Origin of the sequence: Pseudomonas fragi, assembly GCF_025426255.1 — a bacterium.
GTDB lineage: Bacteria > Pseudomonadota > Gammaproteobacteria > Pseudomonadales > Pseudomonadaceae > Aquipseudomonas > Aquipseudomonas kulmbachensis.
Window position 1 is genome coordinate 4,341,188 of sequence record NZ_CP104861.1, and the last position, 24,755, is coordinate 4,365,942.

At 58.1% G+C, this 24,755-nt stretch carries 26 protein-coding genes; 16 read left to right on the forward strand and 10 right to left on the reverse strand.

The window, feature by feature from the left end; translation table 11 throughout:
• Window positions 1-44: 44 nt before the first annotated feature.
• Together N7D90_RS20180 and N7D90_RS20185 are read left to right on the forward strand one after the other, a co-directional pair.
• Window positions 45-416 (forward strand): septal ring lytic transglycosylase RlpA family protein, encoded by a 372-nt coding sequence (locus N7D90_RS20180; RefSeq protein WP_261739647.1) that lies wholly within the window; start codon window positions 45-47, stop codon window positions 414-416.
• A 50-nt stretch (window positions 417-466) separates the two neighbouring features.
• Window positions 467-1,507: a calcium/sodium antiporter gene (locus tag N7D90_RS20185; RefSeq protein WP_261742496.1), complete on the forward strand. Its 1,041-nt coding sequence runs from the start codon at window positions 467-469 to the stop codon at window positions 1,505-1,507.
• A gap of 10 nt (window positions 1,508-1,517) precedes the next feature.
• On the opposite strand, the gene N7D90_RS20190 is transcribed toward N7D90_RS20185, so the two are convergent.
• Window positions 1,518-2,459 (reverse strand): AEC family transporter, encoded by a 942-nt coding sequence (locus N7D90_RS20190; protein ID WP_261739648.1) that lies wholly within the window; start codon window positions 2,457-2,459, stop codon window positions 1,518-1,520.
• A gap of 65 nt (window positions 2,460-2,524) precedes the next feature.
• A complete protein-coding gene (locus N7D90_RS20195) occupies window positions 2,525-3,082 on the reverse strand; it encodes a hypoxanthine-guanine phosphoribosyltransferase (protein ID WP_048360104.1) in 558 nt (185 codons plus the stop codon).
• Between the two features lie 166 nt (window positions 3,083-3,248).
• Here N7D90_RS20195 and upp point away from each other — a divergent pair, with 166 nt between their 5' ends.
• Window positions 3,249-3,887 carry a uracil phosphoribosyltransferase gene (gene upp, locus N7D90_RS20200; RefSeq protein ID WP_261739649.1) on the forward strand — a complete coding sequence of 213 codons (639 nt, stop codon included), beginning with the start codon at window positions 3,249-3,251 and terminating at the stop codon, window positions 3,885-3,887.
• Between the two features lies 1 nt (window position 3,888).
• Window positions 3,889-5,163 (forward strand): uracil-xanthine permease family protein, encoded by a 1,275-nt coding sequence (locus N7D90_RS20205; protein WP_261739650.1) that lies wholly within the window; start codon window positions 3,889-3,891, stop codon window positions 5,161-5,163.
• 68 nt (window positions 5,164-5,231) lie between these two features.
• Here the strand turns inward: N7D90_RS20205 and hemH are convergent, their stop codons facing one another.
• Together hemH and N7D90_RS20215 are read right to left on the reverse strand one after the other, a co-directional pair.
• Window positions 5,232-6,257: a ferrochelatase gene (hemH, locus tag N7D90_RS20210; protein ID WP_261739651.1), complete on the reverse strand. Its 1,026-nt coding sequence runs from the start codon at window positions 6,255-6,257 to the stop codon at window positions 5,232-5,234.
• Between the two features lie 13 nt (window positions 6,258-6,270).
• On the reverse strand, window positions 6,271-7,173 hold the full coding sequence (locus tag N7D90_RS20215; protein WP_261739652.1) for a TIGR01777 family oxidoreductase: 903 nt from the start codon (window positions 7,171-7,173) through the stop codon (window positions 6,271-6,273).
• A 191-nt stretch (window positions 7,174-7,364) separates the two neighbouring features.
• On the opposite strand from N7D90_RS20215, the gene N7D90_RS20220 reads away from it, so the two are divergent.
• The 10 genes from N7D90_RS20220 to N7D90_RS20265 all read left to right on the forward strand — a co-directional run bounded on the left by N7D90_RS20220 (window position 7,365) and on the right by N7D90_RS20265 (window position 16,853).
• On the forward strand, window positions 7,365-8,351 hold the full coding sequence (locus N7D90_RS20220) for an NAD(P)/FAD-dependent oxidoreductase (RefSeq protein WP_261739653.1): 987 nt from the start codon (window positions 7,365-7,367) through the stop codon (window positions 8,349-8,351).
• A 162-nt stretch (window positions 8,352-8,513) separates the two neighbouring features.
• The gene (locus N7D90_RS20225) at window positions 8,514-9,482 is read left to right on the forward strand and encodes a DUF523 and DUF1722 domain-containing protein (protein ID WP_261739654.1); all 969 of its coding nucleotides are present in this window, start codon (window positions 8,514-8,516) and stop codon (window positions 9,480-9,482) included.
• Between the two features lie 2 nt (window positions 9,483-9,484).
• Complete coding sequence (locus N7D90_RS20230; RefSeq protein WP_261739655.1) at window positions 9,485-10,420, forward strand: MerR family transcriptional regulator; 936 nt, start codon at window positions 9,485-9,487, stop codon at window positions 10,418-10,420.
• A gap of 13 nt (window positions 10,421-10,433) precedes the next feature.
• Entirely contained in the window at window positions 10,434-11,879 is a 1,446-nt protein-coding gene (gene phrB, locus N7D90_RS20235; RefSeq protein ID WP_261739656.1) for a deoxyribodipyrimidine photo-lyase, read from the forward strand.
• Complete coding sequence (locus N7D90_RS20240; RefSeq protein WP_261739657.1) at window positions 11,872-12,642, forward strand: SDR family NAD(P)-dependent oxidoreductase; 771 nt, start codon at window positions 11,872-11,874, stop codon at window positions 12,640-12,642. Before phrB ends, N7D90_RS20240 begins: the two co-directional genes overlap by 8 nt.
• A complete protein-coding gene (locus tag N7D90_RS20245; RefSeq protein ID WP_261739658.1) occupies window positions 12,639-13,886 on the forward strand; it encodes an NAD(P)/FAD-dependent oxidoreductase in 1,248 nt (415 codons plus the stop codon). Before N7D90_RS20240 ends, N7D90_RS20245 begins: the two co-directional genes overlap by 4 nt.
• The gene (locus tag N7D90_RS20250) at window positions 13,883-14,683 is read left to right on the forward strand and encodes a DUF1365 domain-containing protein (RefSeq protein WP_261739659.1); all 801 of its coding nucleotides are present in this window, start codon (window positions 13,883-13,885) and stop codon (window positions 14,681-14,683) included. Before N7D90_RS20245 ends, N7D90_RS20250 begins: the two co-directional genes overlap by 4 nt.
• Complete coding sequence (locus tag N7D90_RS20255; RefSeq protein WP_261739660.1) at window positions 14,670-15,941, forward strand: SAM-dependent methyltransferase; 1,272 nt, start codon at window positions 14,670-14,672, stop codon at window positions 15,939-15,941. Before N7D90_RS20250 ends, N7D90_RS20255 begins: the two co-directional genes overlap by 14 nt.
• The gene (locus N7D90_RS20260; protein ID WP_261739661.1) at window positions 15,934-16,422 is read left to right on the forward strand and encodes a DUF2878 domain-containing protein; all 489 of its coding nucleotides are present in this window, start codon (window positions 15,934-15,936) and stop codon (window positions 16,420-16,422) included. Before N7D90_RS20255 ends, N7D90_RS20260 begins: the two co-directional genes overlap by 8 nt.
• Before the next feature lie 125 nt (window positions 16,423-16,547).
• Window positions 16,548-16,853 (forward strand): YkgJ family cysteine cluster protein, encoded by a 306-nt coding sequence (locus N7D90_RS20265; protein ID WP_261739662.1) that lies wholly within the window; start codon window positions 16,548-16,550, stop codon window positions 16,851-16,853.
• A gap of 12 nt (window positions 16,854-16,865) precedes the next feature.
• On the opposite strand, the gene N7D90_RS20270 is transcribed toward N7D90_RS20265, so the two are convergent.
• The 6 genes from N7D90_RS20270 to hemA form a co-directional block, all read right to left on the reverse strand.
• On the reverse strand, window positions 16,866-17,384 hold the full coding sequence (locus tag N7D90_RS20270; protein WP_261739663.1) for an acyloxyacyl hydrolase: 519 nt from the start codon (window positions 17,382-17,384) through the stop codon (window positions 16,866-16,868).
• 81 nt (window positions 17,385-17,465) lie between these two features.
• Complete coding sequence (murI, locus tag N7D90_RS20275) at window positions 17,466-18,257, reverse strand: glutamate racemase (RefSeq protein WP_261739664.1); 792 nt, start codon at window positions 18,255-18,257, stop codon at window positions 17,466-17,468.
• Window positions 18,250-19,005, reverse strand: a complete 756-nt coding sequence (locus N7D90_RS20280) for a molybdopterin-synthase adenylyltransferase MoeB (RefSeq protein ID WP_261739665.1) — start codon at window positions 19,003-19,005, stop codon at window positions 18,250-18,252. Before N7D90_RS20280 ends, murI begins: the two co-directional genes overlap by 8 nt.
• Window positions 18,999-19,829: a peptide chain release factor N(5)-glutamine methyltransferase gene (gene prmC, locus N7D90_RS20285; RefSeq protein ID WP_261739666.1), complete on the reverse strand. Its 831-nt coding sequence runs from the start codon at window positions 19,827-19,829 to the stop codon at window positions 18,999-19,001. The genes N7D90_RS20280 and prmC overlap by 7 nt, the downstream gene beginning before the upstream one ends.
• Entirely contained in the window at window positions 19,830-20,912 is a 1,083-nt protein-coding gene (gene prfA / locus N7D90_RS20290; RefSeq protein ID WP_261739667.1) for a peptide chain release factor 1, read from the reverse strand. It lies immediately after the preceding gene.
• Window positions 20,912-22,198 (reverse strand): glutamyl-tRNA reductase, encoded by a 1,287-nt coding sequence (gene hemA, locus N7D90_RS20295; RefSeq protein WP_261739668.1) that lies wholly within the window; start codon window positions 22,196-22,198, stop codon window positions 20,912-20,914. Before hemA ends, prfA begins: the two co-directional genes overlap by 1 nt.
• A 202-nt stretch (window positions 22,199-22,400) precedes the next feature.
• Here hemA and N7D90_RS20300 point away from each other — a divergent pair, with 202 nt between their 5' ends.
• Together N7D90_RS20300 and lolB are read left to right on the forward strand one after the other, a co-directional pair.
• Window positions 22,401-24,125, forward strand: a complete 1,725-nt coding sequence (locus N7D90_RS20300) for a tetratricopeptide repeat protein (RefSeq protein ID WP_261739669.1) — start codon at window positions 22,401-22,403, stop codon at window positions 24,123-24,125.
• Between the two features lie 2 nt (window positions 24,126-24,127).
• Entirely contained in the window at window positions 24,128-24,754 is a 627-nt protein-coding gene (gene lolB, locus N7D90_RS20305; RefSeq protein WP_261739670.1) for a lipoprotein insertase outer membrane protein LolB, read from the forward strand.
• Window position 24,755: the final 1 nt, after the last annotated feature.

Sequence of the window (24,755 nt, forward strand, 5' to 3'; positions counted from 1 at the left end):
GCAGCGGCTACAGCTTATTTAACGGCTAACAAAAAGGATTCCCCATGAAGCGGCTACTCGGCGCCTGCGCCCTGCTCAGCTTGCTCGCTGGCTGTGCCAGCCATGACATAGACCCCCGCGGCTATGACAAAACCGGCATTGCCTCCTATTACGGCGCTCGCCACCACGGCAAGCGAACCGCCAGCGGCGAACCCTTCGACCAACATGCCCTCACTGCCGCCCACCCTGGCCTGCCTTTCGGCACGCGGGTACTGGTGACCAATTTAAGCAACGACAAATCCGTCGTGGTGCGCATCAATGATCGCGGGCCGCACACCCGTGGCCGCCTGATCGATCTTTCGCGCAAGGCCGCCCAGCAGTTGGATATGCTGCGTACAGGCACAGCCAAAGTCCGGGTTCAGGGCTTGAGTGATTAACTGAGGGAGTTGTCGCTATTTTTGGCTTGAGCGCTCTATCACCGTGGAACTTGCTGCAATTGCTCTGTGGCCTCGTGCTGCTGATCGCAGGAGCCGAATTACTGGTGCGTTGCGCCGTGCGCATCGCTGCCAACATGAAAGTGCGTCCACTGCTGATCGGTTTGACCGTGGTGGCACTGGGCAGCAGCGCACCGCAGATGACCGTCAGCCTGCAGGCTGCATTCAATGACACCGCCGACATTGCCGTGGGCAGTGTGATCGGCAGTAACATCTTCAATATCCTGGTCACCCTCGGGCTCTCGGCACTGATCATTCCCCTGCGCGTGTCCCGTCAACTGGTACGGCTGGACATACCCCTGATGATCCTGGCCAGCGGCCTGGTATTCGCCCTGGCGCTGAACAAACAACTCGACCGCCTGGACGGCGTGGTCTTGCTAGGCGGCCTACTGATCTATCTGGCCCTGCTGCTGCGCCAATCTCGCCACAGCGGCCATCATCACGTCAGCCACGATTTGCCCCGTACCTCTTGGCTGCACAACTTACTGCTGATGCTCGCAGCTCTGGGTCTGCTCGGGCTTGCCGGGCATCTGCTGCTCGGGGCCGCAGTCACGCTAGCCACTGAACTGGGACTGTCAGAGCGGATAATCGGGCTGACCATCATTGCCGTCAGCACCTCGCTGCCAGAACTGGCCACTTCCCTGATTGCAGCGTTTCGCGGCCAGCGCGAAATTGCCGTCGGCAACGTGATTGGTAGTAACGTCTTTAACCTGTTGGGTGTTCTCGGCCTGACTGCGTTGGTGGCACCCACACCCTTGTCCGTGTCGCCCAATGCGCTGGCGTTCGACCTGCCGGTGATGCTGGGTGTTGCGGCGCTGTGCCTGCCCGTGTTCTACACCGGCTACCGCGTGACCCGTGGCGAAGGGGTGTTGTTTCTGGGGTTGTATCTGGCTTATGGCCTGCACGTGGTGTCCTTCACCACCGGCATGCCGTTGGCCGGCAAGCTTGAACACCTGATGCTGTTCTTTATCTTGCCGGCGCTGCTGCTGTTTCTGCTGTTCAGCACCCTGCGCGCATGGCGGCGACAGCACTGAGCCGCAGAGGCTAAATCCAACCGCCCCACTGCAACACAAAAATGCCGATATTGGTCGTGATGGCTGCCATCAAGGTGGTGATCACGATAATCGAGGCGGCCAACTCGTGATTGCCATTGGCCGCCCGCGCCATGACATAACTGGCAGCGGCCGTCGGGCTGGCGAAGTACAAAAACAGAATCCCCAGTTCCGGCCCGCGAAAGCCGCAGAGCCAGGCACCCAAGGTTGCCAACAGCGGCATGCTGACCATTTTCACCAGGCTGGCGCTCAGCGCCATGTCGCCACTTTTACGCAAACTCGCCAACGACAGCGTACCGCCGATGCAAATCAGTGCCAGCGGCAAGGTCATCGCCGCCAGGTACTCACCCGATGCCTGCAACCAGCCGGGCAAGCTGATCTTGAACACCGCGAACGGCACAGCAGCCAGCACACTGATGATCAGTGGGTTTTTGAACACACTTTTGCAGATGCTCCAGGGGTCGGACTTGATCACCGGGCTATAGACTGCCAGCACAATGGTCGACAGGGTGTTGTAGAGCAGAATCACCAGACCGGCGAGCACCGCGCCCAACGATATCCCGTAATCGCCATACATGCTGGCCGCCAGCGCCAGGCCGATAACCCCGTTGTTCCCGCGAAATGCACCCTGGGTGTAGATCCCGCGATCTTCACGCGGGCAGCGCCAGATCGACCAACCCCACGCCAGCGCAAAACTGAGAAAAGTTGCCAGAACGAAGTAAGCCAGCACCTTGGGCTGCAGGGCAGCTCTCAGATCCGCATGCAAAATACCCAGAAACAACAACGCCGGCATGGTGACGTTAAACACCAGGGCCGACGCTGTATGGATAAAGTTGTCATTGATCCAGCCCACACGCTTGAGTACCACGCCCAAAAACAGCATGGCAAACACCGGGGCTGTGATCGTGAGCGTCTGAAGGAAAATAGCCAGCATGTCAGCACACTCATGGAGGTAGAACCGGGTTGAAGCTTTCGTGATGAAAGCTTCAACATCCTTTGTTACATGCCTTTGACCGCATAGATGCCAGCGGCATTACGCCAGTAGCCTTTGTAGTCCATACCGTAGCCGAAGATGTAACGGTCAATACACGGCAAACCTACGTAGTTGGCCTTCAGGTCCGGGCGCGCCTTGCGGTCGTGGTCCTTGTCGATCAATACCGCGGTATGCACCTGACGGGCACCGGCGTGTTTGCAGAACTCGACGATCGCGCTCAGGGTGTGACCTTCATCCAGGATGTCATCAATGATCAGCACGTGACGGTCAATGAACGATACTTCTGGCTTGGCCTTCCAGAACAGATCACCGCCTGTGGTTTCATTGCGATAGCGCGTGGCGTGCAAGTACGACGCTTCAAGCGGAAATTTCAGATGGGTGAGCAGCTTGCCGGAAAAAATCAGGCCGCCGTTCATCACACAAAATACCACTGGATTGGTCTCAGCCATTTCAGCCGTGATTTGCGCACCTACGCGGGCAATTGCCACCTCGACTTCAGCTTCGGTGTACAGGCAGTCAGCCTCTCGCATGATTTGACGGATATGCTCGAGATCAGCAGACATGACGCTCTCCAGGGGGGGTTGTGCAAGAAAAGCGGGCAAAGGTACGCATCCGCATGGCTCAGATCAAGCATTTATGGACTAACGTGCAGTAATGTCTGTAGGACATCACCCCGGATTAGATTAATCTAGGCCGCTTTTTTTGCCTGCCCAACCGGAGCCTTTACTTATGCCCATCCGTGAGATCCGCCATCCGCTGATCCGTCACAAGCTCGGCCTTATGCGCCGCGCAGACATTAGCACGAAGAACTTCCGTGAGCTCGCTCAGGAAGTCGGCGCGTTGCTGACCTACGAAGCCACCAAAGACCTGACCCTCGAAACTTACGAGATTGAAGGCTGGTGCGGCACCGTCCAGGTTGAAAAAATCGCTGGCAAGAAAATTACCGTCGTACCGATTCTGCGTGCGGGTATCGGCATGCTCGAAGGCGTACTCAGCCTGATTCCAGGCGCTAAAGTCAGCGCTGTCGGTATTGCCCGTAACGAAGAAACCCTCCAGGCCCACACCTACCTGGAAAAGCTGGTGCCGGAAATCAACGAGCGTCTGGCGATGATTATCGACCCGATGCTGGCCACTGGCTCCTCGATGGTTGCAACCATTGACCTGCTGAAAAAAGCCGGCTGCAAAGAGATCCGCGCCATGGTGCTGGTTGCTGCACCAGAAGGGATTGCTGCGGTTGAAGCCGCTCACCCTGACGTGACCATCTACACCGCCTCTATTGATGAGCGTTTGAACGAGCACGGCTACATCATTCCGGGCTTGGGCGATGCCGGCGACAAGATCTTCGGCACCAAGCAAAAGGACGTATAACATGCAGGACGAGTTCAACGACCCGCTCTGGCGCCAGATTATCTCTGGCGCACAGATGCTCTTCGTGGCCTTTGGCGCGTTGGTGTTGATGCCACTGATTACCGGCCTCGACCCCAACGTTGCACTGTTCACGGCGGGTCTCGGGACTCTGCTGTTCCAGATCGTGACCCGCCGCCAGGTGCCGGTCTTTCTGGCTTCGAGTTTCGCTTTCATTACCCCGATCATTCTCGCCAAGGGCCAGTTCGGCCTGGCCGCGACCATGGGCGGCGTAATGGCAGCCGGTTTCGTGTACACCTTTCTCGGTTTCGCGGTAAAGCTTAAAGGCACCGGCTTTATTGATCGCCTGCTGCCACCCGTGGTGATTGGCCCGGTGATTATCTCGATTGGCCTGGCAATGGCGCCCATCGCTGCGCATATGGCCATGGGCCGCGCTGAAGATGGCTCCGAGCTGATCCACTATCAAACCGCCATGATGATCTCGATGCCAGCGCTGCTGACCACCTTGATCGTGGCTGTATTCGGTAAAGGGATTTTCCGTCTGGTGCCAATCATTGCCGGTGTGCTGGTGGGTTTTGGCATGGCGTTCTACTTCGGGGTCGTCGACACCGCCAAGATCGCCGCGGCGCCCTGGTTCGCCATGCCGCACTTCACCGCTCCCGAGTTCAACTGGCAGGCGATTCTGTTTATCGTTCCCGTGGCACTTGCCCCGGCCATTGAACATATCGGCGGCGTAATTGCCGTGGGCAGCGTAACCGGTCGTGACTACCTGAAAAAACCGGGCCTGCACCGCACGCTGTTCGGTGACGGCATCGCTACCACCGCTGCTGGCCTGCTGGGCGGACCGCCCAACACTACCTACGCCGAAGTAACGGGCGCAGTGATGCTGACCAAGAACTACAACCCGAAAATCATGACCTGGGCGGCGATCTTCGCCATCAGCCTGGCTTTTGTCGGTAAGTTCGGCGCGCTGCTGCAAAGCATTCCAGTGCCAGTGATGGGCGGAATTCTGTGCCTGCTGTTCGGTTCGATTGCCGCTGTAGGCATGAACACCCTGATCCGCCACCAGGTTGACCTGAGTGAAGCGCGCAATCTGGTGATCGTGTCGGTAACGCTGGTATTCGGGATTGGCGGTGTGCTGATCGGTACAGGCATGGGCCCGGAAGACTTCGGTCTCAAGGGCATCGCGTTGTGCGCCATCGTTGCGATAGCGCTTAACCTGATCCTGCCGGGCAATGACAGCTGGAAGCACAAGAAAGGTGGTGGGCCGGTTATCTGAATCGACCTGACAACCTAAGTATCTGATGTGGGAGCTAGCTTGCCAGCTCCCACATCAGATAACCGCTACTACAGCGCCAACGGCGCTCTTTCACACAATGTATTCAATGCCTTTGCCCATTGCGGGTTGTCATTGAGACACGGCACCAGCACCAACTCCTCGCCCCCCGCCTCAATAAACTGCTCGCGTCCGCGATCACCGATCTCTTCCAGGGTTTCGATGCAATCGGCCACAAACGCCGGGCACATCACCAGAATCTTTTTCACCCCTTGCTTGGCCAACGCATCCAGGCGCGCCTCAGTGTAGGGTTCGATCCACTTGGCCCGGCCCAGACGGGACTGGAACGCCACCGACCACTTGCCCTCAGGCAGCCCCATACGCTCGGCGAAGGCCTGGGCAGTACGCAAACACTGCGCCCGATAACAGGTCGCCAGGACAGCGGGCGAAGCATTTCGGCAGCAGTCTTCATTCTTGAAGCAGTGGTTGCCGGTCGGGTCCAGCTTGTGCAAATGCCGCTCTGGCAGGCCGTGAAAACTCAGCAGCAGATGGTCGTAATCCTGTTCCAGATGTGGCTTGGCGCTGGCGACCAATGCATCGAGATACTCGGGCTGATCGTAGAACGGCTGCACGATGGAGAACTGAACGGGCAGCTTTTTGCTCTTTACCACGCGCTTGGCTTCTTCAATCACCGTGGTCACGGTGCTGTCGGCAAACTGTGGATAAAGCGGTGCTAGCGTGACCTTTTTGATGCCCTGCGCAGCCAAACGGGTGAGCACCGTTTCAATCGATGGCTCACCGTAGCGCATGGCCAACTCAACCGGGCCCTGGGTCCACTCCTTGGTCATCGCCTTCTGCAAGCGGCGGCTGAGCTCTACCAGCGGCGAGCCCTCCTCCCACCAGATCGAGGCATAGGCATGGGCGGACTGCTCCGGGCGTTTGATCAGGATCAGCGATACCAGCAAACGCCGTACCGGCCACGGCAAGTCGATCACGTACGGGTCCATCAAAAACTGGTTCAAGTAGCTGCGTACATCCGCTACCGAAGTAGACGCCGGCGAACCCAGGTTAACCAGCAACAGCGCGTGGTCGGTCATGCAACATCCTATTTCAGAGGCGGGCGGCTACATCATCTAGCGCCGCACGCAAATCGGTGAACTGAAAAGTAAAACCGGCAGCCAGCAACCTTGCAGGTGTTGCCCGCTGACCACCCAATAACAAACCGGACATCTCGCCCAGCAGCACGCGCAAGACAAATGTTGGCATGGGCATAAACGCCGGACGGTGCAGTACGCGGCCCAGGGTTTGAGCGAACTCGGCATTGCGTACCGGGTGCGGCGCGCAGGCATTATAAGGACCGCTGGCGGCATTCTCATGCACAAGAAAATCAATCAGGGCAATTTGATCCTTGATATGAATCCATGGCATCCATTGCCGACCATTGCCTATCGGCCCGCCCAGCGCCAGTTTGAAAGGCAGTAGCAAGCGCGACAAAAAGCCGCCCTCGGCTGCCAACACCAGCCCCGTGCGCACCAGTACCACGCGCATGCCCAAGGCCTGCGCGCGTTGCGCGGTTTCTTCCCAGGCGATGCACAAGTGACTGGCAAAATCCTCGCTGACTGGCGGCGAGTCCTCTGTCAGCTCACGCTCGCCACCGTCGCCATACCAGCCAACGGCCGAGCCGGATACCAGCACCGATGGCCTGTGCTCACGGCTTTCAAGCCAGGCCACCAGGGTTTCAGTCAGGGTGATGCGGCTGCTCCACAACAAGGCCTTGCGTTTGCGCGTCCAGGGCCGGTCAGCGATGGGTGCGCCAGCGAGGTTGATCACCGCGTCAACGGGATCCTGCCCAAGCGCTTCAAGTGTGGCGATACCCTTGACCTGAGCACCGCACAATTGAGCCACTTGCTCAGGGCGCCGGCTCCACACACTGAGGCTATGGCCTTGCGCCAGCCAGTGACGACAGAGCTGACGCCCTATCAAGCCTGTACCGCCGGTCAGCAATATGTGCATGAGTTGATCCTCGTAAGGAGTTTTATCGGGAGCACTGGTCTATTTTTATACCAAGACCTTTTATCGGTCTTCGAGCTGACTTAAGAATAGGCCACATGGATCTGAAAGAAACACTAAAACCTATACTAACAAATAGAATTGTACAGGTATTGCCGACGGCGTAGTCTGTGCAAACAGAGAACGAGGCCATAATGACTGTACCTATCGCGATCATCGGCGCCGGCATAGCCGGGCTGGCAGCAGCAAACACTCTGCACAAGGCAGGACACGCGATTCATCTTTTCGATAAAAGCCGTGGTAGCGGCGGACGCATGTCGAGCAAGCGCAGCGATGTCGGGGTGCTGGACCTGGGGGCTCAGTACTTCACCGCTCGCGACCGGCGCTTTGTCGATGAAGTCCAACAATGGCAAGCCAATGGCTGGGCCATCGAGTGGGAGCCACACCTGTACCACTATAAAAACGGTCAGTTGAGCCCCTCCCCTGACGAGCAGACCCGCTGGGTCGGCAAGCCCCGCATGAGCGCCATTACCCGCGGCCTGCTAGGCCATCTGCCGGTGAGCTTTGCATGCCAGATCACCGACCTGATACGCGGTGAAAAGCATTGGCACCTGCTGGATGCCGAGGGTGGCGAACACGGCCCGTTCAGCCACGTCATCATCGCCACCCCGGCGCCGCAAGCCACGTCTCTGCTGGCCAGCGCGCCAAAACTGGCAAGCACTGCAGCAGGGGTAAAAATGGAACCTGCCTGGGCCGTCGCCCTGGCCTTTGAATCACCACTCGACACGCCGATGGAAGGCTGCTTCGTACAAGGCAGCCCGCTTGACTGGCTGGCCAGAAACCGCAGTAAACCAGGGCGTGACCACCAGCCTGACACTTGGGTTTTGCACGCGACCAGTGCCTGGAGCAAACAAAATCTCGACTTGCCTAAAGAGGCTGTCATCGAACAACTGCATGGTGCATTTGCCGAGCTAATGCACTTCCCTACCCCAGCGCCGATTTTCACCCTGGCCCACCGCTGGCTCTACGCCCGACCAGCCGCAGCCCATGAATGGGGGGCTCTGGCGGATTCCGACCTGGGCCTGTACGCCTGCGGCGACTGGTGCCTGTCGGGCCGTGTCGAAGGTGCATGGTTGAGCGGCCAGGAGGCAGCGCGCCGGTTGATCGAGCATCTGGATTAATACCCCGTAGCCGCTGGCTGCGTTCGGCAGCGGCTACGAGAGTTCTCGCCACCCACCCAAATACCTGTACAAGTAATTTGACTTGTACAACATCAGGCTTATGATGAACCAAGGTTGTACATCGAATAAAAGATGTACAAGTAATTCTTGGAGGTTCGTCACATGGCCAGCGCCGTCTCAACCCAGCACAAACCGAAAATCGCCATCAGCGCCTGCTTGCTGGGGGCCGAGGTTCGTTTCAACGGCGGGCATAAAGAGTCGCGACTGTGCAGCCAGGCCCTGAGTGAACACTTCGAATTTGTCCCGCTCTGCCCCGAAGTCGCCATCGGCCTGGGCATCCCGCGCCAACCCGTGCGCCTGGTGGGCAGCCCTGCACAGCCACAAGCCGTAGGCAGTGTCGACAGCACGTTGAACGTGACCCAACCCTTGCACGACTACGGGCTGGAGATGGCCGCCGCGCACACCGATATTAGCGGCTACATCTTTATGCAGAAGTCACCGTCCTGCGGCCTGGAGCGGGTCAAGGTCTATCAGGACGGCGGCCGCCCTGCCGAGTTGAGCGGGCGCGGCATTTACGCCCAAGCGTTTTGCGCCGCACACCCTGACTTGCCTGTGGAGGAAGACGGCCGATTGAATGACCCGGTTCTGCGCGAGAACTTCCTGATCCGGGTTTATGCGTACAGCGCCTGGCAGGCATTGCTCAAAACCGGGATCACCCGCCGCTCTCTGACAGATTTTCACGCCTGCTATAAATACCAGCTCATGGCCCACCACCCCGCGCAGTACAGAACACTGGGCAATATGCTGGGCCGTATTGGCAAAAACGACCCACGCGAGATCGCCTCGCAGTACTTCAGCGAACTGATGAAAGCGCTGAAACAATGTGCCACACGCCGCACCCACACCAATGTGCTGCAACACATCAGCGGCTACCTTAAGCAATCCATCAGCCCTGAAGACAAGCAGGAAGTGCAGCAATTGATTGGTCAGTACCTGCACGGCATCGTACCGCTGGTGGTGCCGCTGACCTTGCTCAAGCATCACTTTCGCCTGCATCCGCACCCTTATATTTCGCGCCAGGTTTACCTGCAGCCGCACCCGGAAAATCTCAGCCTGCGCAATGCGATCTGACCATGAATGACGACCGGATCATGCCCAATACCCCCGATGCCGACTATAGCCAGGCACTGGCTGAAGGCTGGCAGCCGATCCGGGAAGTGGCCCGTATCACCGGAGTAAATGCCGTGACCCTGCGCGCTTGGGAACGGCGTTACGGCCTGATCGTTCCGCACCGTACGGCCAAGGGCCATCGGCTGTTCTCGGCCGAACATATCCTGCGTATCCGACACATTCTGACCTGGCTCAATCGTGGAGTACCGGTCAGCCAGGTCAAACCGCTGCTCGATATTGCGCCAGCATTCCGTGAACCTGTCGGTAACGACTGGCAGGCGTGGCGCCAGGCCCTGACGCTGGCCATCACCGAACTGGCCGAGCGCAAGCTCGATGACAACTTTAATCAGGTCATGTCGCTGTATCCGGCACAAACGCTGTGCGAGCAGTTGCTGATCCCGCTGTTAAGCGAGCTGGAACAACGCTGGCAGGGCCAGTTCGGGGCGCAGCTGGAGCGAGTGTTCTTCAGTTCATGGCTGCGCAGCAAGTTAGGTGCCCGGATCTACCACAACAATCGCTCGCTCAAAGGGGCGCCCATCCTGCTGATCAACCATTCGCCCCAGTATTTCGAAGCACACCTCTGGCTCACCGCCTGGCTGGTGAGCAGCAGCCATTGCCCGGTGGAGGTGTTCGACGGCCCCCTGCCCAACGGGGAGCTGGCATTAGCCGCTGAACGCCTCAAGTCCCCTGCGGTGGTGCTCTATTCGAGCCAGACCCTCAACCCCCAACAGCTGCCAAAGCTGCTCAATGGTATCGATTGCCCGACTCTGATTGCCGGACCAACGGTATGCATCCATAGCGCCGAGTTAGCCGTATGTACCACTGAAATCCCAGGATTGTTCCTGGCGCTTGATCCGCTTGAGGCCCATCAACGGCTCAGTCAGCTCGGACTCTTCTAGTCAAGGAATCAACATGCAACTGATCTGGCTGCGCAGCGATTTGCGCCACTACGACAACACCGCCCTGAGCGCCGCCGCCACACGCGGCCCAACCGTGGCCGTTTACCTCATCAGCCCTGATCAATGGCGGGCCCATGACGACGCGCCGTGCAAGGTCGACTTCTGGCTGCGCAACCTGCGCCCCCTAAGCGACAGCCTGCAGCAGCTCAATATCCCGCTGCTGATTCGTACCGCTGCAACCTGGGATCAGGCTCCGGCGGTCCTCCTTGAGTTGTGCCAGCAACTGGGTATCGAGGCGGTCCACGCCAACCAGGAATACGGGATCAACGAAACCCGTCGCGATAAAGCAGTGGCTCAAGCCCTTGACGCCAAGGGCATTGAATTTCACAGCTACCTCGACCAACTGCTGTTCCAGCCAGGCAGCATCCTGACGCAGTCCGGCTCGTACTTTCAGGTGTTTAGTCAATTTCGCAAGGTCTGCTACAACCGCCTGCACATGGCCATGCCGCAAATTGTCGCCAGCCCCAAGGCCCAAGCGCCGTTGCACGTCACACGCGACCCCCTGCCTGAAACAGTTGACGGTTTTGCTGTGCCCGGTGCGGCGTTACGGGCGCTATGGCCAGCGGGGGAAGAGGAAGCTCGGCAACGTCTGGCGCAGTTTGCCGACGAACAGATTGAATACTACAAGGACCAGCGCGACCTGCCGGCCAGACCCGGCACCAGCCAGCTTTCGGCCTATCTGGCAGCGGGCGTTATCTCCCCCCGGCAGTGCCTGCATGCCGCCCTTCAAAGCAACAACGGTGAGTTTGAAAGCGGCAGCCCCGGCGTATCTACCTGGATCACGGAGCTGCTATGGCGCGAGTTCTACAAGCACATTCTGGTGGGTTACCCACGGGTCTCGCGGCACCGCGCCTTTCGCCCCGAAACAGAGTTTCTGCCGTGGCGTGACGCGCCCACTGAACTGGCCGCCTGGAAACAGGGCTGTACGGGCTTCCCGATCATTGACGCGGCCATCAGACAACTGCTGCAAACCGGCTGGATGCACAACCGCCTGCGTATGGTAGTAGCGATGTTCCTGACCAAGAACCTGTTGATCGACTGGCGTGAAGGCGAACGTTTTTTTATGCAGCACTTGATCGACGGCGACCTGGCCGCCAACAACGGCGGCTGGCAGTGGAGCTCTTCCACCGGCACCGACTCCGTGCCGTATTTTCGAATCTTCAACCCGCTGACTCAGTCAGAGCGCTTCGACCCCGAAGGTCGATTTATCAAGCACTGGCTGCCCGAACTGGCGGACCTGAATAAAAAACAGCTGCACAACCCCGCCTTGATTGGCGGACTGTTTGGCGTGGCCAATTACCCGGTCCCCATCGTTAACTTGAGCCAAAGCCGCGACCGCGCCCTGAGCGCTTTCAAAAATCTGCCATCACGGCAAATGCTGGAGGTGAGCCATGGCTGACGGGCGGCGGATCTGGCTGACGGGCGCCAGCAGCGGGATTGGCGCGCACATGGCGCAGACATTGCTCGAAGGCGGCGCTCGGCTGGCATTGAGCGCCCGCACGCTGGAGCCCCTGAAAGCCTTGGCCGACCGTTACCCTGGGCAAGTTTTGCTGGTGCCCGGCGACTTGACCGACAGTGCGCAAGTACGCGAAATCGGCAAGCGCATCGCGCAAGCCTGGGGCGCACTGGACAGCGTGATCCTCAACGCCGGGACCTGTGAATATGTCGACGTCCGTCAGTTCGACGCGGCGCTGGTCGAGCGCGTGGTGCGCACCAACCTGCTGGCCAGCAGCTATTGCCTTGAAAGTGCTCTGCCTTTACTGCGCGCAGGTTCGCGCCCGCATCTGGTAGGGGTGGTCAGCTCCGTCACCTATTGGGCATTACCACGGGCCGAGGCGTACGGAGCATCGAAAGCGGGCCTGCGCTACTTGCTCGAATCGTTGCGTATCGATCTGGCTCAGGAAGGCATCGACGTCACCTTGGTCAGCCCTGGTTTTGTCGACACTCCGCTCACCGAAAACAATGACTTCCCAATGCCCATGCGCTGGTCCGCGCAAAAAGCTGCACGGCATATTTGCCAGCGCCTGGACAAACACCCGCTGGAAATCGCATTCCCCACAGTATTTATCGCCACCTTGCGGTTGTTGGCAAACTTGCCAAAACGCCTGCAAGTGGCGCTAGGCAAACGCCTGGCAAGGACCTCAGACGGTAAGCCATCATGAAAATCGCGATCATTGGCAGCGGCATTTCGGGGCTGACCTGCGGCTACTTGTTGCACAAGGAACACGATATCAGCGTGTTCGAGACCAGTGACTGGGTAGGCGGCCACACCCACACCGTATGGGTGAACGTCGAAGGGAAAACCTATGCCGTGGACACTGGGTTCATTGTATTCAACGACTGGACTTATCCCAATTTCATCAAGCTGATGGACCAGTTAGGGGTTCGCTCCAAAGCCACTGAAATGAGTTTTTCAGTGCACGACACTGACAGCAAACTCGAATACAACGGCAATACCCTCAATAGCTTGTTTGCCCAGCGCAGCAACCTGTTGTCGCCCAGGTTCTGGGGCATGTTGCGCGATATTTTACGTTTCAATCGCCAAGCCATTCGTGATCTGGACGAACAGCGTATTGCCAGCGACACCCAACTGGGCGACTACCTGCAACAACAGGGTTATGGGTCGCGCTTTATCGAGCACTATATCGTTCCGATGGGGGCCGCAATCTGGTCCATGTCATTGGCCGATATGCTGACCTTTCCGCTGCAGTTTTTTGTGCGTTTCTTCAAGAATCACGGTTTGCTCAGCGTCAGCAATCGCCCGCAATGGCGTGTGATTGAAGGCGGCTCAAGTGCTTACATAAAACCGTTGATCGCAGGCTTTTCCGACCGAATTCGTCTCAATTGCCCGGTCATGCAGGTAGCGCGCAATGAACAGGGGGTTCTTGTACATAGCGCCAGGGGCACTGAATACTTCGATAAGGTGATCTTTGCCTGCCATAGCGACCAGGCCCTCAGCCTGCTGGCCAAGCCCTCGACCGCAGAGAAGCAAATCCTGGGGGCGATGCCCTATTACAATAATGACGTAGTACTGCACACCGACACCCGCCTGCTGCCGGACCGGAAACTGGCATGGGCCAGCTGGAATTATCGATTGGGCGCAGCAGGGCAAAAACGTGCGGCTGTGACCTACAACATGAATATCCTGCAAGGTATTCAGAGCGACGCGACTTTGTGCGTCAGTCTCAATCAAACCTCAGCGATTGATCCGTTCAAAGTACTGGCCAGCTACACCTATGCCCACCCGCAATACAGCCTGGACGCCGTTGCCGCACAAGCGCGCTGGAAAGAATTGCTGGGCGAGCAGCACAGCTATTTTTGCGGTGCCTATTGGGCCAGCGGCTTTCATGAGGATGGCGTGGTCAGCGCCTTGCGCGTGGCCCAAGCCTTTGGCCAGCACCTATGAACAGCGCCCTGTACAGCGGCTGGATTGCCCATCGACGCTTTGCGCCGACCATCCATGCGTTCCGCTATCAGATCGGTCTGTTGTATCTGGACCTGGATGAGCAAGACGCTGTACTCGGGCTATCACCGCTGGCCGGAAAAAGCCGCTTTGCACCCTTCTCCTTTCGTGAAACCGATTACCTGAAAACCTTCACCACAACCGGCATGCGCTTGATTGACGCGGTTCGCCAGCAAGTAAGTGCTGCTTTAGGGCATACGCCGCAAGGCTCGATCTGTTTACTGACACAAGCCCGCAGCTGGGGGCTGTCCTTCAACCCGGTGAGTTTCTTTTACTGCTACGAGGCTGACGGAAAACTGGCCGCCATCTTGTGCGAAGTCACCAATACGCCTTGGCGCGAACGCTATCACTACGTGCTCCCGACTCAGGGGGACGGTTTTCAGCATGCCGTCGTGGCCAAGGCCTTTCACGTCTCGCCCTTTCTGCCACGGGATCTGGAATACCGCATGAGTTTCAGCCCGCCACAGGCCCGCCTCGGGGTGCATATGGCCGACTGGCAGGGGGAGCTGAAACTGTTTGATGCCACCCTCAACCTGCAGCGCAGCACGCTGGACCGCGCGGGGCTACATCGCTACTTGCGGCAGTTTCCATGGATGACTGCAAAAACCTGTCTGGCCATTTACTGGCAAGCCTTGCGCCTGTTTCTCAAGCGCACACCGATTTTTTCCCATCAGGCCGCCGACGGCGCCTTTCGCATTGCCGCCCTGCAACCCAAGGATAAACGCCATGAAGAGCCCTAGCCTGGTGAGCAAATCCTCACTATCGACTACCCACAATCTGACCAGCGCGTTGCTGCGCCGTGGGGTCATGCGCCAACTCGGCCAGTTGAAAAATGGCCATTTGGTTGTCATCGAAAATGGCGAACGCCTGATGTTCGGTGACAGCACTGCGGGCCTGGCCGGCGAAGTACAGATTCATGATGCAAGCCTGTGGGGCATGATCGCCAGCAACGGCTCGATTGGTGCCGGTGAAGCCTTTATTCACGGTTACTGGAGTTCCCCCGACCTCACCAAAGTGATCCGGGTGCTGGTCAGCAATATGGAGGTGCTCGATGCCATGGAGGGTGGCCTCGCCCGTCTGGGCCGCCCACTGATACGCGGCCTGCACTGGATCAATCGCAATACCCGCAAAGGCTCGCAAAAAAACATTGCCGCACATTACGACCTGGGCAACGAGATGTTTGAACAGTTTCTCGACCCCACGATGATGTATTCAGCGGCACAGTTTTTAAGTGCTGACGACACCCTGGAACAAGCACAACTCAATAAGCTTGAGCGCATCTGTCAAAAGCTCAACCTCAAGCCCGAAGACCACTTGCTCGAAATCGGCACTGGCTGGGGCAGCATGGCGCTGTTCGCAGCGCAGCATTACGGTTGTAAGGTCACGACCACGACGCTGTCCAAAGAGCAATTCGACTACACCAAAGCCCGGGTTGACGCATTAGGCTTACACGATCAGGTGACCTTGCTGCTGGAGGATTACCGCGATCTGACAGGGCAATACGACAAGCTGGTGTCGATCGAAATGATCGAAGCGGTCGGGCATCATTTTTTGCCCAGTTACTTCAAACAATGCTCCCACCTGCTCAAGCCACATGGGCTGATGCTGTTGCAGGCCATCACCATTCGCGAACAGCGTTACGAGCAAGCCAAAAGCAGCGTGGACTTTATCCAGCGCTACATTTTCCCAGGTGGCGCGCTGCCCAGCGTAAAAAAAATGCTCGAAATTGTCGGCAAGGACACTGACATGAATCTTATGCACATGGAGGATTTTGGCCTGCACTACGCTAAAACCCTGCGTCTGTGGCACGAGAACTTTCGTCGTGCCCACGGTCGATTAACAGAACTGGGCTACGACGAATACTTTCTGCGCCTGTGGGAGTTTTACCTTTGCTACTGCGAAGGTGGCTTTCTGGAGCGCAGCATCGGCACCGCACAATTGTTGCTGGCCAAACCTGCGGCCATGCCCGAGCCATTGCTCGGCCGGTTTAATGCTTAAGAACCTTATCAATGCCGGGCTGTTCCAGCTCGGCTGGTTTGCCTGTGTACTGGGCGGCAATAGCCTGTGGTTACTGCTGGCAGGCGGCGCGCTGTTGGCGCATCTGCTGTGGATAAGTCGCTCATTGGCGCAAGTCCGTTTAATCGCCGTCGTGTGCGTGCTCGGCAGCACGGTGGACGGCCTGCTGCTGAATGCCGGCGTTTTCGCCTTCAAGCAAGCCGGGGTTTTGATTCCGTTCTGGCTGGTGCTGTTATGGGCACTGCTGGCCATCACCTTGAACCATTGCCTGGCATGGACCGCAAAGCCGTTGTGGCGCGCTATTTTGCTGGGCGCAATCGGTGGGCCGTTATCGTATTACGCGGGGCAAAGGCTGGGCGCGGTGCAATTTCCACTGGGCCTGTGGCCGACTCTGCTTGGGTTGAGCCTGTTGTGGGCGGGATTGTTTCCGTTGTTAAGCACCTGTAGCCGCTGGCTGCGATAAGGGCCGCAGGCCATCAACATACCGGGCCCACTACGCGGGCCATAGCAGCCTTCGGCAGCGGCTATATCTCTGCGTTCATCAGCACATCCACACCTGATCGCAGCTCTGCCTTACACTGCGCGCCTATGACCAACATCCCCCTGACCGAAATTACCGAACCCGCCGTCACCTGCTCGACGTGTGCGGCGTGCTGCTGCCAACTGGAAGTGATGCTGATCACCGACACGGGTGTGCCCGAGCGCTTTATCGACAACGATGATTGGGGCGGCGAAGTGATGCTGCGCCTGGATGATGGCTGGTGTGCGGCCCTGGATCGCAACACCATGATGTGCACCATCTATGAGAAACGCCCGCTGATTTGTCGCGAGTTCGAAATGGGCGAAGTCGAGTGCCTCAATGAACGCCAGGGCATTGCGACGGCGTATCGCTGAGAGGGGGCAGGGTTACAGCGCCATCGTGTAGTGCAGCGCATAGCTTTCTACGCCATCGTTGGTGCTGGAGATCCCGGCATTGGAGTAGTGGGTCGCGCGAATCCCGACCTCATGACCACCCGCAAAGCGCAAGCCAAAACCAAGCCGGTCTTCAAACTGGAATGCTGTTCCCAGCCTGTTGCCTTCGACTTCGGTGTGGGTGAACAACGCAACGCCGATCCCGGCCTCGACATAGGGTTTAACCCGCTCACCGGCAAATTCGTATACGAATACTGGCGAGAACGACAAGCTATTGCTCGCGGATGATTTATCACCTTCCCAGTAGGTGTAAGCCCCGTCCCAATAACCTGTAAGACGCCCAATATCACTTTGCAGCCAGCTTTTGTCCCAATCGGACTTCAAACCAAGACGATATGTCATGGTCGATTCGCTGGTGTGCCCTACCCCAAACTCAAGCCCGGCAGCCTGTGCGGTGAAACTGTGCCCCAGTGCCGCGGCTGCAATCGCAGCCAAACAAAACAGTCGCTTCATAAGAAAATCCTATTTTCATATGCCAATGTCAGTTGTTATGCGCTTCATCAGGCAGGCGCGCTGAAGCAGATTTCTGATTTTTTACAGACCGAAGCTTCGCACAACGCCAGATTTATTCCATAACACAGGTAGGATTTTTCCTAGGTGTTCAGGAGAGGCGCTGGTCCAGAACTGAGCTTCACGGGGTGGGCCGCTCGCCAGCAGCTCTCGTTCGGCCAACAACCGCTGAAGCTGGCGCGCCACGGCGGCACCGGTATCGATCAGGCTGATCGAAGGCGGGAGCATCTGACTCAGCAGAGGCTTGAGGAAGGGGTAATGGGTGCAGCCCAGAATAATGGTGTCGCAACCCGCTGCCAGCAGCGGCTCTACATAGCTGCGCAACAAGGTGCGCAATGCGTCACTGTGCAGGTCACCGGTCTCGATCAGTTCCACCAGGCCCGGACACGGCTGGGTGATCACCCGCACATCGTTGGCAAAACGATCAAGCAAAGCGGCAAATTTGGCGCTTTGCAATGTACCGGTGGTCGCGAGCACCCCCACCACACCGCTGCGAGTAGCTGCCGCTGCCGGTTTGACCGCAGGTTCCATTCCGACCATGGGCCAGTCGGGGTAACGCTGACGCAAATCCGCGACCGCCGCCACCGTCGCGGTATTACAGGCCAGCACCAGAGCCTTGGCACCCTGGCGCTGAAAAAAGTCAGCCACCACCGCACAGCGCTGGCGAATGAATTCGGGGCTTTTTTCGCCATAGGGGATATGCCCACAATCAGCCACGTAGAGCAGCGATTCATGGGGCAATAGTGCGTGAATTTCCTTGAGTACCGACAAGCCGCCGACGCCGGAGTCGAAAACGCCAACCGGCGCTTCACTCATGGCCAACACCACACACGCTGCACGCAGGGTCGCGCTTGACCCGCAACTCGCGAAAACGCGTGCTCAAGGCATCGATCAATAACAAGCGGCCCACCAGCGGCTCACCAAAACCGGCCAGTACCTTGAGCGCTTCAAGGGCTTGCAAGCTGCCGACCAGCCCCACCAACGGGCCAAGAACTCCAGCTTCGCTGCACGTCAGTTCCGCTTCGCTGCCGTGCCCGTACAAGCAGTGGTAACAGGGGCTGGCGGGCTGACGTGAATCAAATACCGACAGTTGCCCTTCAAGGCGAATCGCCGCGCCACTGACCAGTGGTTTGCGCGCCACGACACAGGCTTTGTTCACCGCTTCACGGGTAGCAAAGTTGTCGCAGCAATCGAGTACCAAATCCACCGCGGCAACGGCATCGGCCAGCGAGTCGGCATCCAGCGCCGATCGGTGAGCGACCAGTTTGATATGCGGATTGATCAGGTGCAGGCGGCGCAACGCGGAGTCGACCTTGCTCTCGCCGACATTGGCGGTGTCATGAATGATCTGGCGTTGCAGGTTGGTCAAATCGACGTTGTCGAAATCGGCCAGGTGCAGCTCACCGACCCCAGCGGCTGCGAGATAGAGCGCGACGGGCGAGCCAAGCCCGCCCAGGCCGATAATCAGCACACGGCTGTTTTTCAGCTTCAACTGACCGTCGATATCGACCTGTTGCAACAGGATCTGTCGGCTATAGCGCAACAGTTCCTCATCGGTCAGCACGGCAGGCGACCCAACGTGATGCGTTCATGTCCACCCAGGTCCTTGCGGCTTTCGACCTGTGCAAAACCTGCGTCCTGCAACAGTTGGCGAACAGCCGCTGCCTGGTCGTAGCCGTGTTCCAGCATCAACCAGCCACCCGCATTCAGGTGCTGGGCAGAGGCCGCTATGATCTCGCGGATATCGTCCAGACCATCAGCACCGGCGACCAGCGCACTTTCAGGCTCAAAACGCACATCGCCTTCGGCCAGATGAACGTCACCGGCGGCAATGTAGGGCGGGTTGCTGATGATCAGATCAAAACGTTGGTCGGCCAATGCGCTGAACCAGTGACTGGTAAACACATTGACGTTTTCGAGCTGCAAACGCTGGCGATTGCGCTCGGCCAGCGCCACGGCTTCAAGCACACGGTCAACCGCGGTTACGTGCCAAGCGGCGCGTTCACTGGCCAAGGCCAGCGCGATTGCACCGCTGCCGGTGCCCAAGTCCAACACTTTGGCCGGGCTTGCGGGCAGCAGGGCCAGCGCCGTTTCGACCAACAGCTCGGTGTCCGGGCGCGGAATCAGTGTATGCGGCGCCACTTCCAGATCCAGGTTCCAGAAGCCCTGTTGCCCCAGAATGTAGGCCACCGGCTCACCGGCCCTGCGACGCAGCAAGTATTCGGCGAAGGTCAACGCCGATTCGCTGCTGACAATTTTCTCGGGCCATGTGTGCAAATAACTGCGCGACTTGCCCAGGGCAGCGGCCAGTAGCAGCTCCGCATCGAGACGGGCAGTTGGTGAATCAGGCAGTTCAGCAGCACGTAACAAGCTGGCAATAATAGTCATTTATTCACCCAGGGCTGTCAGTTGATCAGCCTGAAACTCCGCCAATAGTGGCTCAATAACGGCATCAACACCGCCAGCCAGTACGTCATCCAGGGAATACAGGGTCAGGTTGACGCGATGGTCGGTCACTCGCCCCTGCGCGAAATTGTAAGTGCGGATGCGCTCGGAACGATCTCCCGAACCCACCAGCGACTTGCGCTCGCTGGCAATGGCATTGGCCGCAGCGCTGGTTTGCTGATCATTCAACTTGGCCGAAAGCCAGGACATCGCCCGCGCCCGGTTTTTATGCTGGGAGCGCTCTTCCTGACACTCCACCACAATGCCCGAGGGCAAGTGGGTGATGCGAATCGCCGAGTCGGTCTTGTTGACGTGCTGACCACCCGCGCCCGAAGAACGGTAGGTATCAACGCGCAAATCGGCCGGGTTGATCTCGATGGCTTCTTGCTCGTCCGGCTCGGGCAACACGGCGACGGTGCATGCGGAGGTATGGATACGACCCTGGGATTCGGTGGCGGGCACACGCTGTACGCGGTGCACACCCGACTCGAACTTCAGCTTGCCGTACACATTCTCACCTTCGACACGGGCAATGACTTCTTTATAGCCGCCATGCTCACCGCTGTTTTCCGACAGGATTTCCAGCTTCCAGCCGCGACGCTCTGCGTAGCGCGAATACATGCGAAACAGATCGCCCGCAAAAATGGCCGCTTCATCGCCCCCCGTTCCGGCGCGAATTTCAAGGAATACGTTGCGCCCGTCATTCGGGTCCTTGGGCAACAGCATGCGCTGCAGGTCTTTTTCCAGTTCGATCAACCGTTCTTTGGCTTCGCGAACTTCTTCGACCGCCATTTCACGCATGTCGGGGTCGTTATCCTTAAGCAACGCCTGAGCGCCTTCAAGGTCGGCCTGCACTTTGAGCCACAGCCCGTAAGCTGTAACAATGGGTTCAACTTCCGCGTATTCCTTGGAATAGGCACGGAATTTGGTTTGATCAGAAATGACTTCGCCATCGCCAAGCAGTGCGGTCAGTTCTTCAAAACGGTCCTGGAGGATGTCCAGCTTATTAAGCAGTGACGCTTTCATTACAATTTTTTATCCGCAGAGCTATGCGATGAGCCCTCACCGAGGGCAAAAAGTTCTTGGGCCATGGCCAACGCATCGAGGCGGCCTTCGGCGGAAAGCTTTTTCAGCTGCACGCTGGGTGCATGCAACAATTTATTAGTCAGGCCACGCGCCAGTTGTACCAGCACATCTTCAGGGTTGCTGCCATTGGCAAGCATCCGCTGGGCCTTTTGCAGTTCTTCGTCCCGCAGACGCTCGCTTTGCTGACGATAGGCTTTAAGCACATCAACCGCCGCCAGTTCACGCAAACGCACCATAAAGTCGTCAGCGCCGATGCTCACCAGTTCTTCGGCCGCCTGGGCAGCGCCCTGACGACTCTTGAGGTTTTCGGCAACCACTTCGTGAAGATCATCGACGGTATAGAGGTAAACGTCGTCCAACTCGCCGACTTCTGGCTCGATATCGCGGGGAACAGCGATGTCGACCATGAAAATTGGCTTGTGCTTGCGCAGCTTCAAGGCGCTTTCGACGGCCCCTTTACCCAAAATCGGCAACTGGCTGGCCGTGGAGCTGATCACGATATCGCTGTGTACCAGCTCCTGGGGAATATCCGACAGCAGCACGGCGTGGGCACCGAACTGTTCAGCCAGAGTACTTGCGCGCTCCAGAGTACGGTTAGCCACCACGATGCGCTTGACCCCAAGGTCATGCAGGTGGCGGGCGACCAGGGTAATGGTCTCGCCCGCTCCGATCAGCAAGGCCTGGCTGCGCTGCAAATCACTGAATATCTGCTTGGCCAGGCTCACAGCAGCAAACGCCACAGAAACCGGGTTTTCGCCAATGGCAGTGTCGGTGCGCACTTGCTTGGCCGAGTTGAAGGTCGCTTGAAACAAACGCCCCAACAAAGGCCCGACAGTGCCCGCCTCACGTGCCACGGCGTAGGCTGATTTCATCTGGCCGAGAATTTGCGGCTCGCCCAGCACCAGAGAGTCCAGGCCCGAGGCCACGCGCATCATGTGACGAACGGCAGCATCGTCTTCGTGGATGTAGGCGCAAGCCTGCAACTCTTCGAGGCTCAGCTTGTGATAGTCCGCCAGCCATTGCAGTACGCTGTCAGGCGAAAGGTGGTCCTGCTCTATATAGAGCTCACTGCGATTGCAGGTGGAGAGGATCGCAGCTTCGCGACTGTCGGTTAGGCGGCAGAGCTGCTGCAAGGCCTCAACCAACTGCTCGGGAGTAAAAGCCACGCGCTCGCGGACGTCTACTGAAGCAGTCTTGTGGTTAATACCGAGTGCGAGGAAGGCCATTCAAGATCGCTGATGATGACGAGAAGCCGGCAATTGTCCTACTTCGCCAGATTGAGAACAACCATTGCTGACTATTGTCTCTATAGTTAAGGTCTGTTGAACACATCAACAGCCCCAAGATATCGATAGTCGCAGCTGTTATGGTTTGCACCATCGCATGTGTCATGATGCCCGGACCGCAGGTAAGTCGCCCATCTCTTATATGAATAGATCCTCCGCGTTGCTCCTCGCTCTCGTCCTTCTCAGTGGCTGCCAGGCTTTGGCCCCCACGTCCCCGGATGATTCATCACCGGCTGAAGACGCTACCTCCGCCCCGGAAAAACCCACGGTCTACAGCTCGTTCAGCGAAGAAACGCTGTACAGCCTGTTGAGCGCCGAGTTGGCCGGTCAACGTAATCGTCTGGACATTGCCCTCGACAACTACGTGACGCAGGCGATCAACACGCAAGATCCGGGCATCTCTGAGCGGGCCTTCCGTATCGCCGAGTATCTGGGCGCCGATCAGGCCGCACTCGATACATCGCTGATCTGGGCCAAAAACGCCCCGGACGATCTTGAGGCGCAACGGGCCGCGGCCATTCAATTGGCGCGCAATGGTCGCTATGACGATTCCATGGCGTACATGGAAAAAGTCTTGCAGGCCAAGGGCGACACTCACTTCGATTTCCTCGCCTTATCGGCAGTAGAGACAGATGCAGAGACCCGAGCGGGCCTGCAGAAAAGTTTTGACAGCTTGCTGGCCAGGCATCCGGACAACGGCCAGCTGATTTTCGGCAAGGCCTTGTTGATGCAACAGGACGGTGATGCCGAAGGCGCACTGAAACTGCTGGAAAAAAATCCGCCCCAGGACGGTGAAGTCGCCCCGCTGTTGTTGCGAGCACGCTTGCTGCAAAGCCTCAATCGCGGCGATGAAGCGCTGCCACTGCTGAAAAAAAGCATTCGCCAATACCCTGACGACAAGCGTCTGGGGCTGACGTATGCCCGCACTCTGGTCGAACAGAACCGCATGGACGAGGCCAAGGTGCAGTTTGCCAGCCTGGTCCAGCAGTACCCCGAAGACGATGAGCTGCGCTTTTCCCTGGCACTGGTTTGCCTCGAGGGCAAGGCCTGGGACGAGGCTGAAGGCTATCTGCAAGAACTGATTGAGCGCGATAGCCATGTCGACTCGGCGCACTTGAACCTGGGCCGGATCGCCGAAGAACGCAATGACCCTCAGGGTGCGCTCAACGAGTACGCATTAGTCGGCCCCGGCAATGAGTACCTGCCAGCACAACTGCGCCAGGCGGATATCCTGGTCAGCCACGGGCGTGGCGCTGAAGCAGCCAAAAACCTGGCGGCAGCTCGTGATGCGCAACCCGACTACGCGATTCAGTTGTACTTGATTGAAGCTGAAACCCTGTCGGCGAATAACCAGACGGAGCGCGCCTGGAGTGTCCTGCAACAGGCACTCAAGCAATACCCTGACGACTTGAATCTGCTGTATTCACGCGCAATGCTCGCCGAAAAGCGCAACGATCTTGAGCAAATGGAGCGAGATCTGCGCGCCATTATCAAACGCGAGCCTGACAATGCCATGGCATTGAATGCCTTGGGTTATACGCTTTCGGATCGAACCACGCGCTATGCAGAAGCCAAGGCACTGATCCAGCAAGCCTATGAACTGAACCCGGATGACCCGGCCGTACTCGACAGCCTGGGCTGGGTGAACTTCCGCCTTGGCAATCTCGATGAAGCCGAACGCTTGCTGCGCCAGGCGCTGGAACGCTTCCCGGATCAGGAAGTCGCCGCTCACTTGGGTGAAGTGCTGTGGGCAAACGGTAAGCAGCGTGAAGCCAAAAAAATCTGGGGCACTTTTCTTAAGGAAAACCCTGACAGCCCTATCCTGCGCAAAACTATCTTGCGCCTGACCGGATCCGAGAATCTTTAACCATGTTTTTCCGTCATTTGCGCCATCTTGTCGTTTTTAGCCTGATTGCCGTGCTCGCCGGTTGTGCGGGCTTTGGTGCCCGCGAGTCAGTTGAAGGCCACGGCAGCCCTGCCCTGTGGTCGGCGCACAAACAACAGCTGAGCCAACTCGACGGCTGGCAAATCAACGGCAAAGTCGGAATTCGCGCCCCAAAAGACTCAGGTAGCGCCACCCTCTTCTGGCTGCAGCGTCAGGACTATTACGATATTCGTCTTTCCGGGCCGCTGGGCCGGGGTGCTGCGCGCCTGACCGGGCGACCGGGCAGTGTCGTTCTGGAAGTCGCCAATCAGGGCCGCTACGAAGCACCAACACCCGAGCAATTGCTGGGTGAGCAACTGGGCTGGAGCCTGCCGGTGTCACATCTGGTCTGGTGGGTACGTGGCTTACCCGCGCCTGGCAGCAAAAGCCGGGTGACATTGAATGCAGATAGTCGCCTGGCCAACCTGGAACAGGACGGCTGGAAAATCGAATATTTAAGCTATGTCGAGCAGAACGGCTTCTGGCTGCCCGAGCGGGTCAAGCTGCACGGGCCGGATCTGGACGTCACATTAGTGGTTAAAGATTGGCAACCTCGTTTGTTGGGTCAATGAA

Coding starts and splice junctions, on each gene's coding strand:
- N7D90_RS20260 (WP_261739661.1), top strand. CDS start 15,934: ATGCTTAAGAACCTTATCAATGCCGGGCTGTTCCAGCTCGGCTGGTTT.
- N7D90_RS20300 (WP_261739669.1), top strand. CDS start 22,401: ATGAATAGATCCTCCGCGTTGCTCCTCGCTCTCGTCCTTCTCAGTGGC.
- phrB (WP_261739656.1), top strand. CDS start 10,434: ATGCAACTGATCTGGCTGCGCAGCGATTTGCGCCACTACGACAACACC.
- N7D90_RS20240 (WP_261739657.1), top strand. CDS start 11,872: ATGGCTGACGGGCGGCGGATCTGGCTGACGGGCGCCAGCAGCGGGATT.
- N7D90_RS20220 (WP_261739653.1), top strand. CDS start 7,365: ATGACTGTACCTATCGCGATCATCGGCGCCGGCATAGCCGGGCTGGCA.
- N7D90_RS20250 (WP_261739659.1), top strand. CDS start 13,883: ATGAACAGCGCCCTGTACAGCGGCTGGATTGCCCATCGACGCTTTGCG.
- N7D90_RS20225 (WP_261739654.1), top strand. CDS start 8,514: ATGGCCAGCGCCGTCTCAACCCAGCACAAACCGAAAATCGCCATCAGC.
- N7D90_RS20180 (WP_261739647.1), top strand. CDS start 45: ATGAAGCGGCTACTCGGCGCCTGCGCCCTGCTCAGCTTGCTCGCTGGC.
- N7D90_RS20265 (WP_261739662.1), top strand. CDS start 16,548: ATGACCAACATCCCCCTGACCGAAATTACCGAACCCGCCGTCACCTGC.
- N7D90_RS20245 (WP_261739658.1), top strand. CDS start 12,639: ATGAAAATCGCGATCATTGGCAGCGGCATTTCGGGGCTGACCTGCGGC.
- N7D90_RS20270 (WP_261739663.1), bottom strand. CDS start 17,384: ATGAAGCGACTGTTTTGTTTGGCTGCGATTGCAGCCGCGGCACTGGGG.
- N7D90_RS20255 (WP_261739660.1), top strand. CDS start 14,670: ATGAAGAGCCCTAGCCTGGTGAGCAAATCCTCACTATCGACTACCCAC.
- N7D90_RS20190 (WP_261739648.1), bottom strand. CDS start 2,459: ATGCTGGCTATTTTCCTTCAGACGCTCACGATCACAGCCCCGGTGTTT.
- N7D90_RS20195 (WP_048360104.1), bottom strand. CDS start 3,082: ATGTCTGCTGATCTCGAGCATATCCGTCAAATCATGCGAGAGGCTGAC.
- murI (WP_261739664.1), bottom strand. CDS start 18,257: ATGAGTGAAGCGCCGGTTGGCGTTTTCGACTCCGGCGTCGGCGGCTTG.
- hemH (WP_261739651.1), bottom strand. CDS start 6,257: ATGACCGACCACGCGCTGTTGCTGGTTAACCTGGGTTCGCCGGCGTCT.
- hemA (WP_261739668.1), bottom strand. CDS start 22,198: ATGGCCTTCCTCGCACTCGGTATTAACCACAAGACTGCTTCAGTAGAC.
- upp (WP_261739649.1), top strand. CDS start 3,249: ATGCCCATCCGTGAGATCCGCCATCCGCTGATCCGTCACAAGCTCGGC.
- prfA (WP_261739667.1), bottom strand. CDS start 20,912: ATGAAAGCGTCACTGCTTAATAAGCTGGACATCCTCCAGGACCGTTTT.
- N7D90_RS20230 (WP_261739655.1), top strand. CDS start 9,485: ATGAATGACGACCGGATCATGCCCAATACCCCCGATGCCGACTATAGC.
- prmC (WP_261739666.1), bottom strand. CDS start 19,829: ATGACTATTATTGCCAGCTTGTTACGTGCTGCTGAACTGCCTGATTCA.
- N7D90_RS20205 (WP_261739650.1), top strand. CDS start 3,889: ATGCAGGACGAGTTCAACGACCCGCTCTGGCGCCAGATTATCTCTGGC.
- N7D90_RS20215 (WP_261739652.1), bottom strand. CDS start 7,173: ATGCACATATTGCTGACCGGCGGTACAGGCTTGATAGGGCGTCAGCTC.
- lolB (WP_261739670.1), top strand. CDS start 24,128: ATGTTTTTCCGTCATTTGCGCCATCTTGTCGTTTTTAGCCTGATTGCC.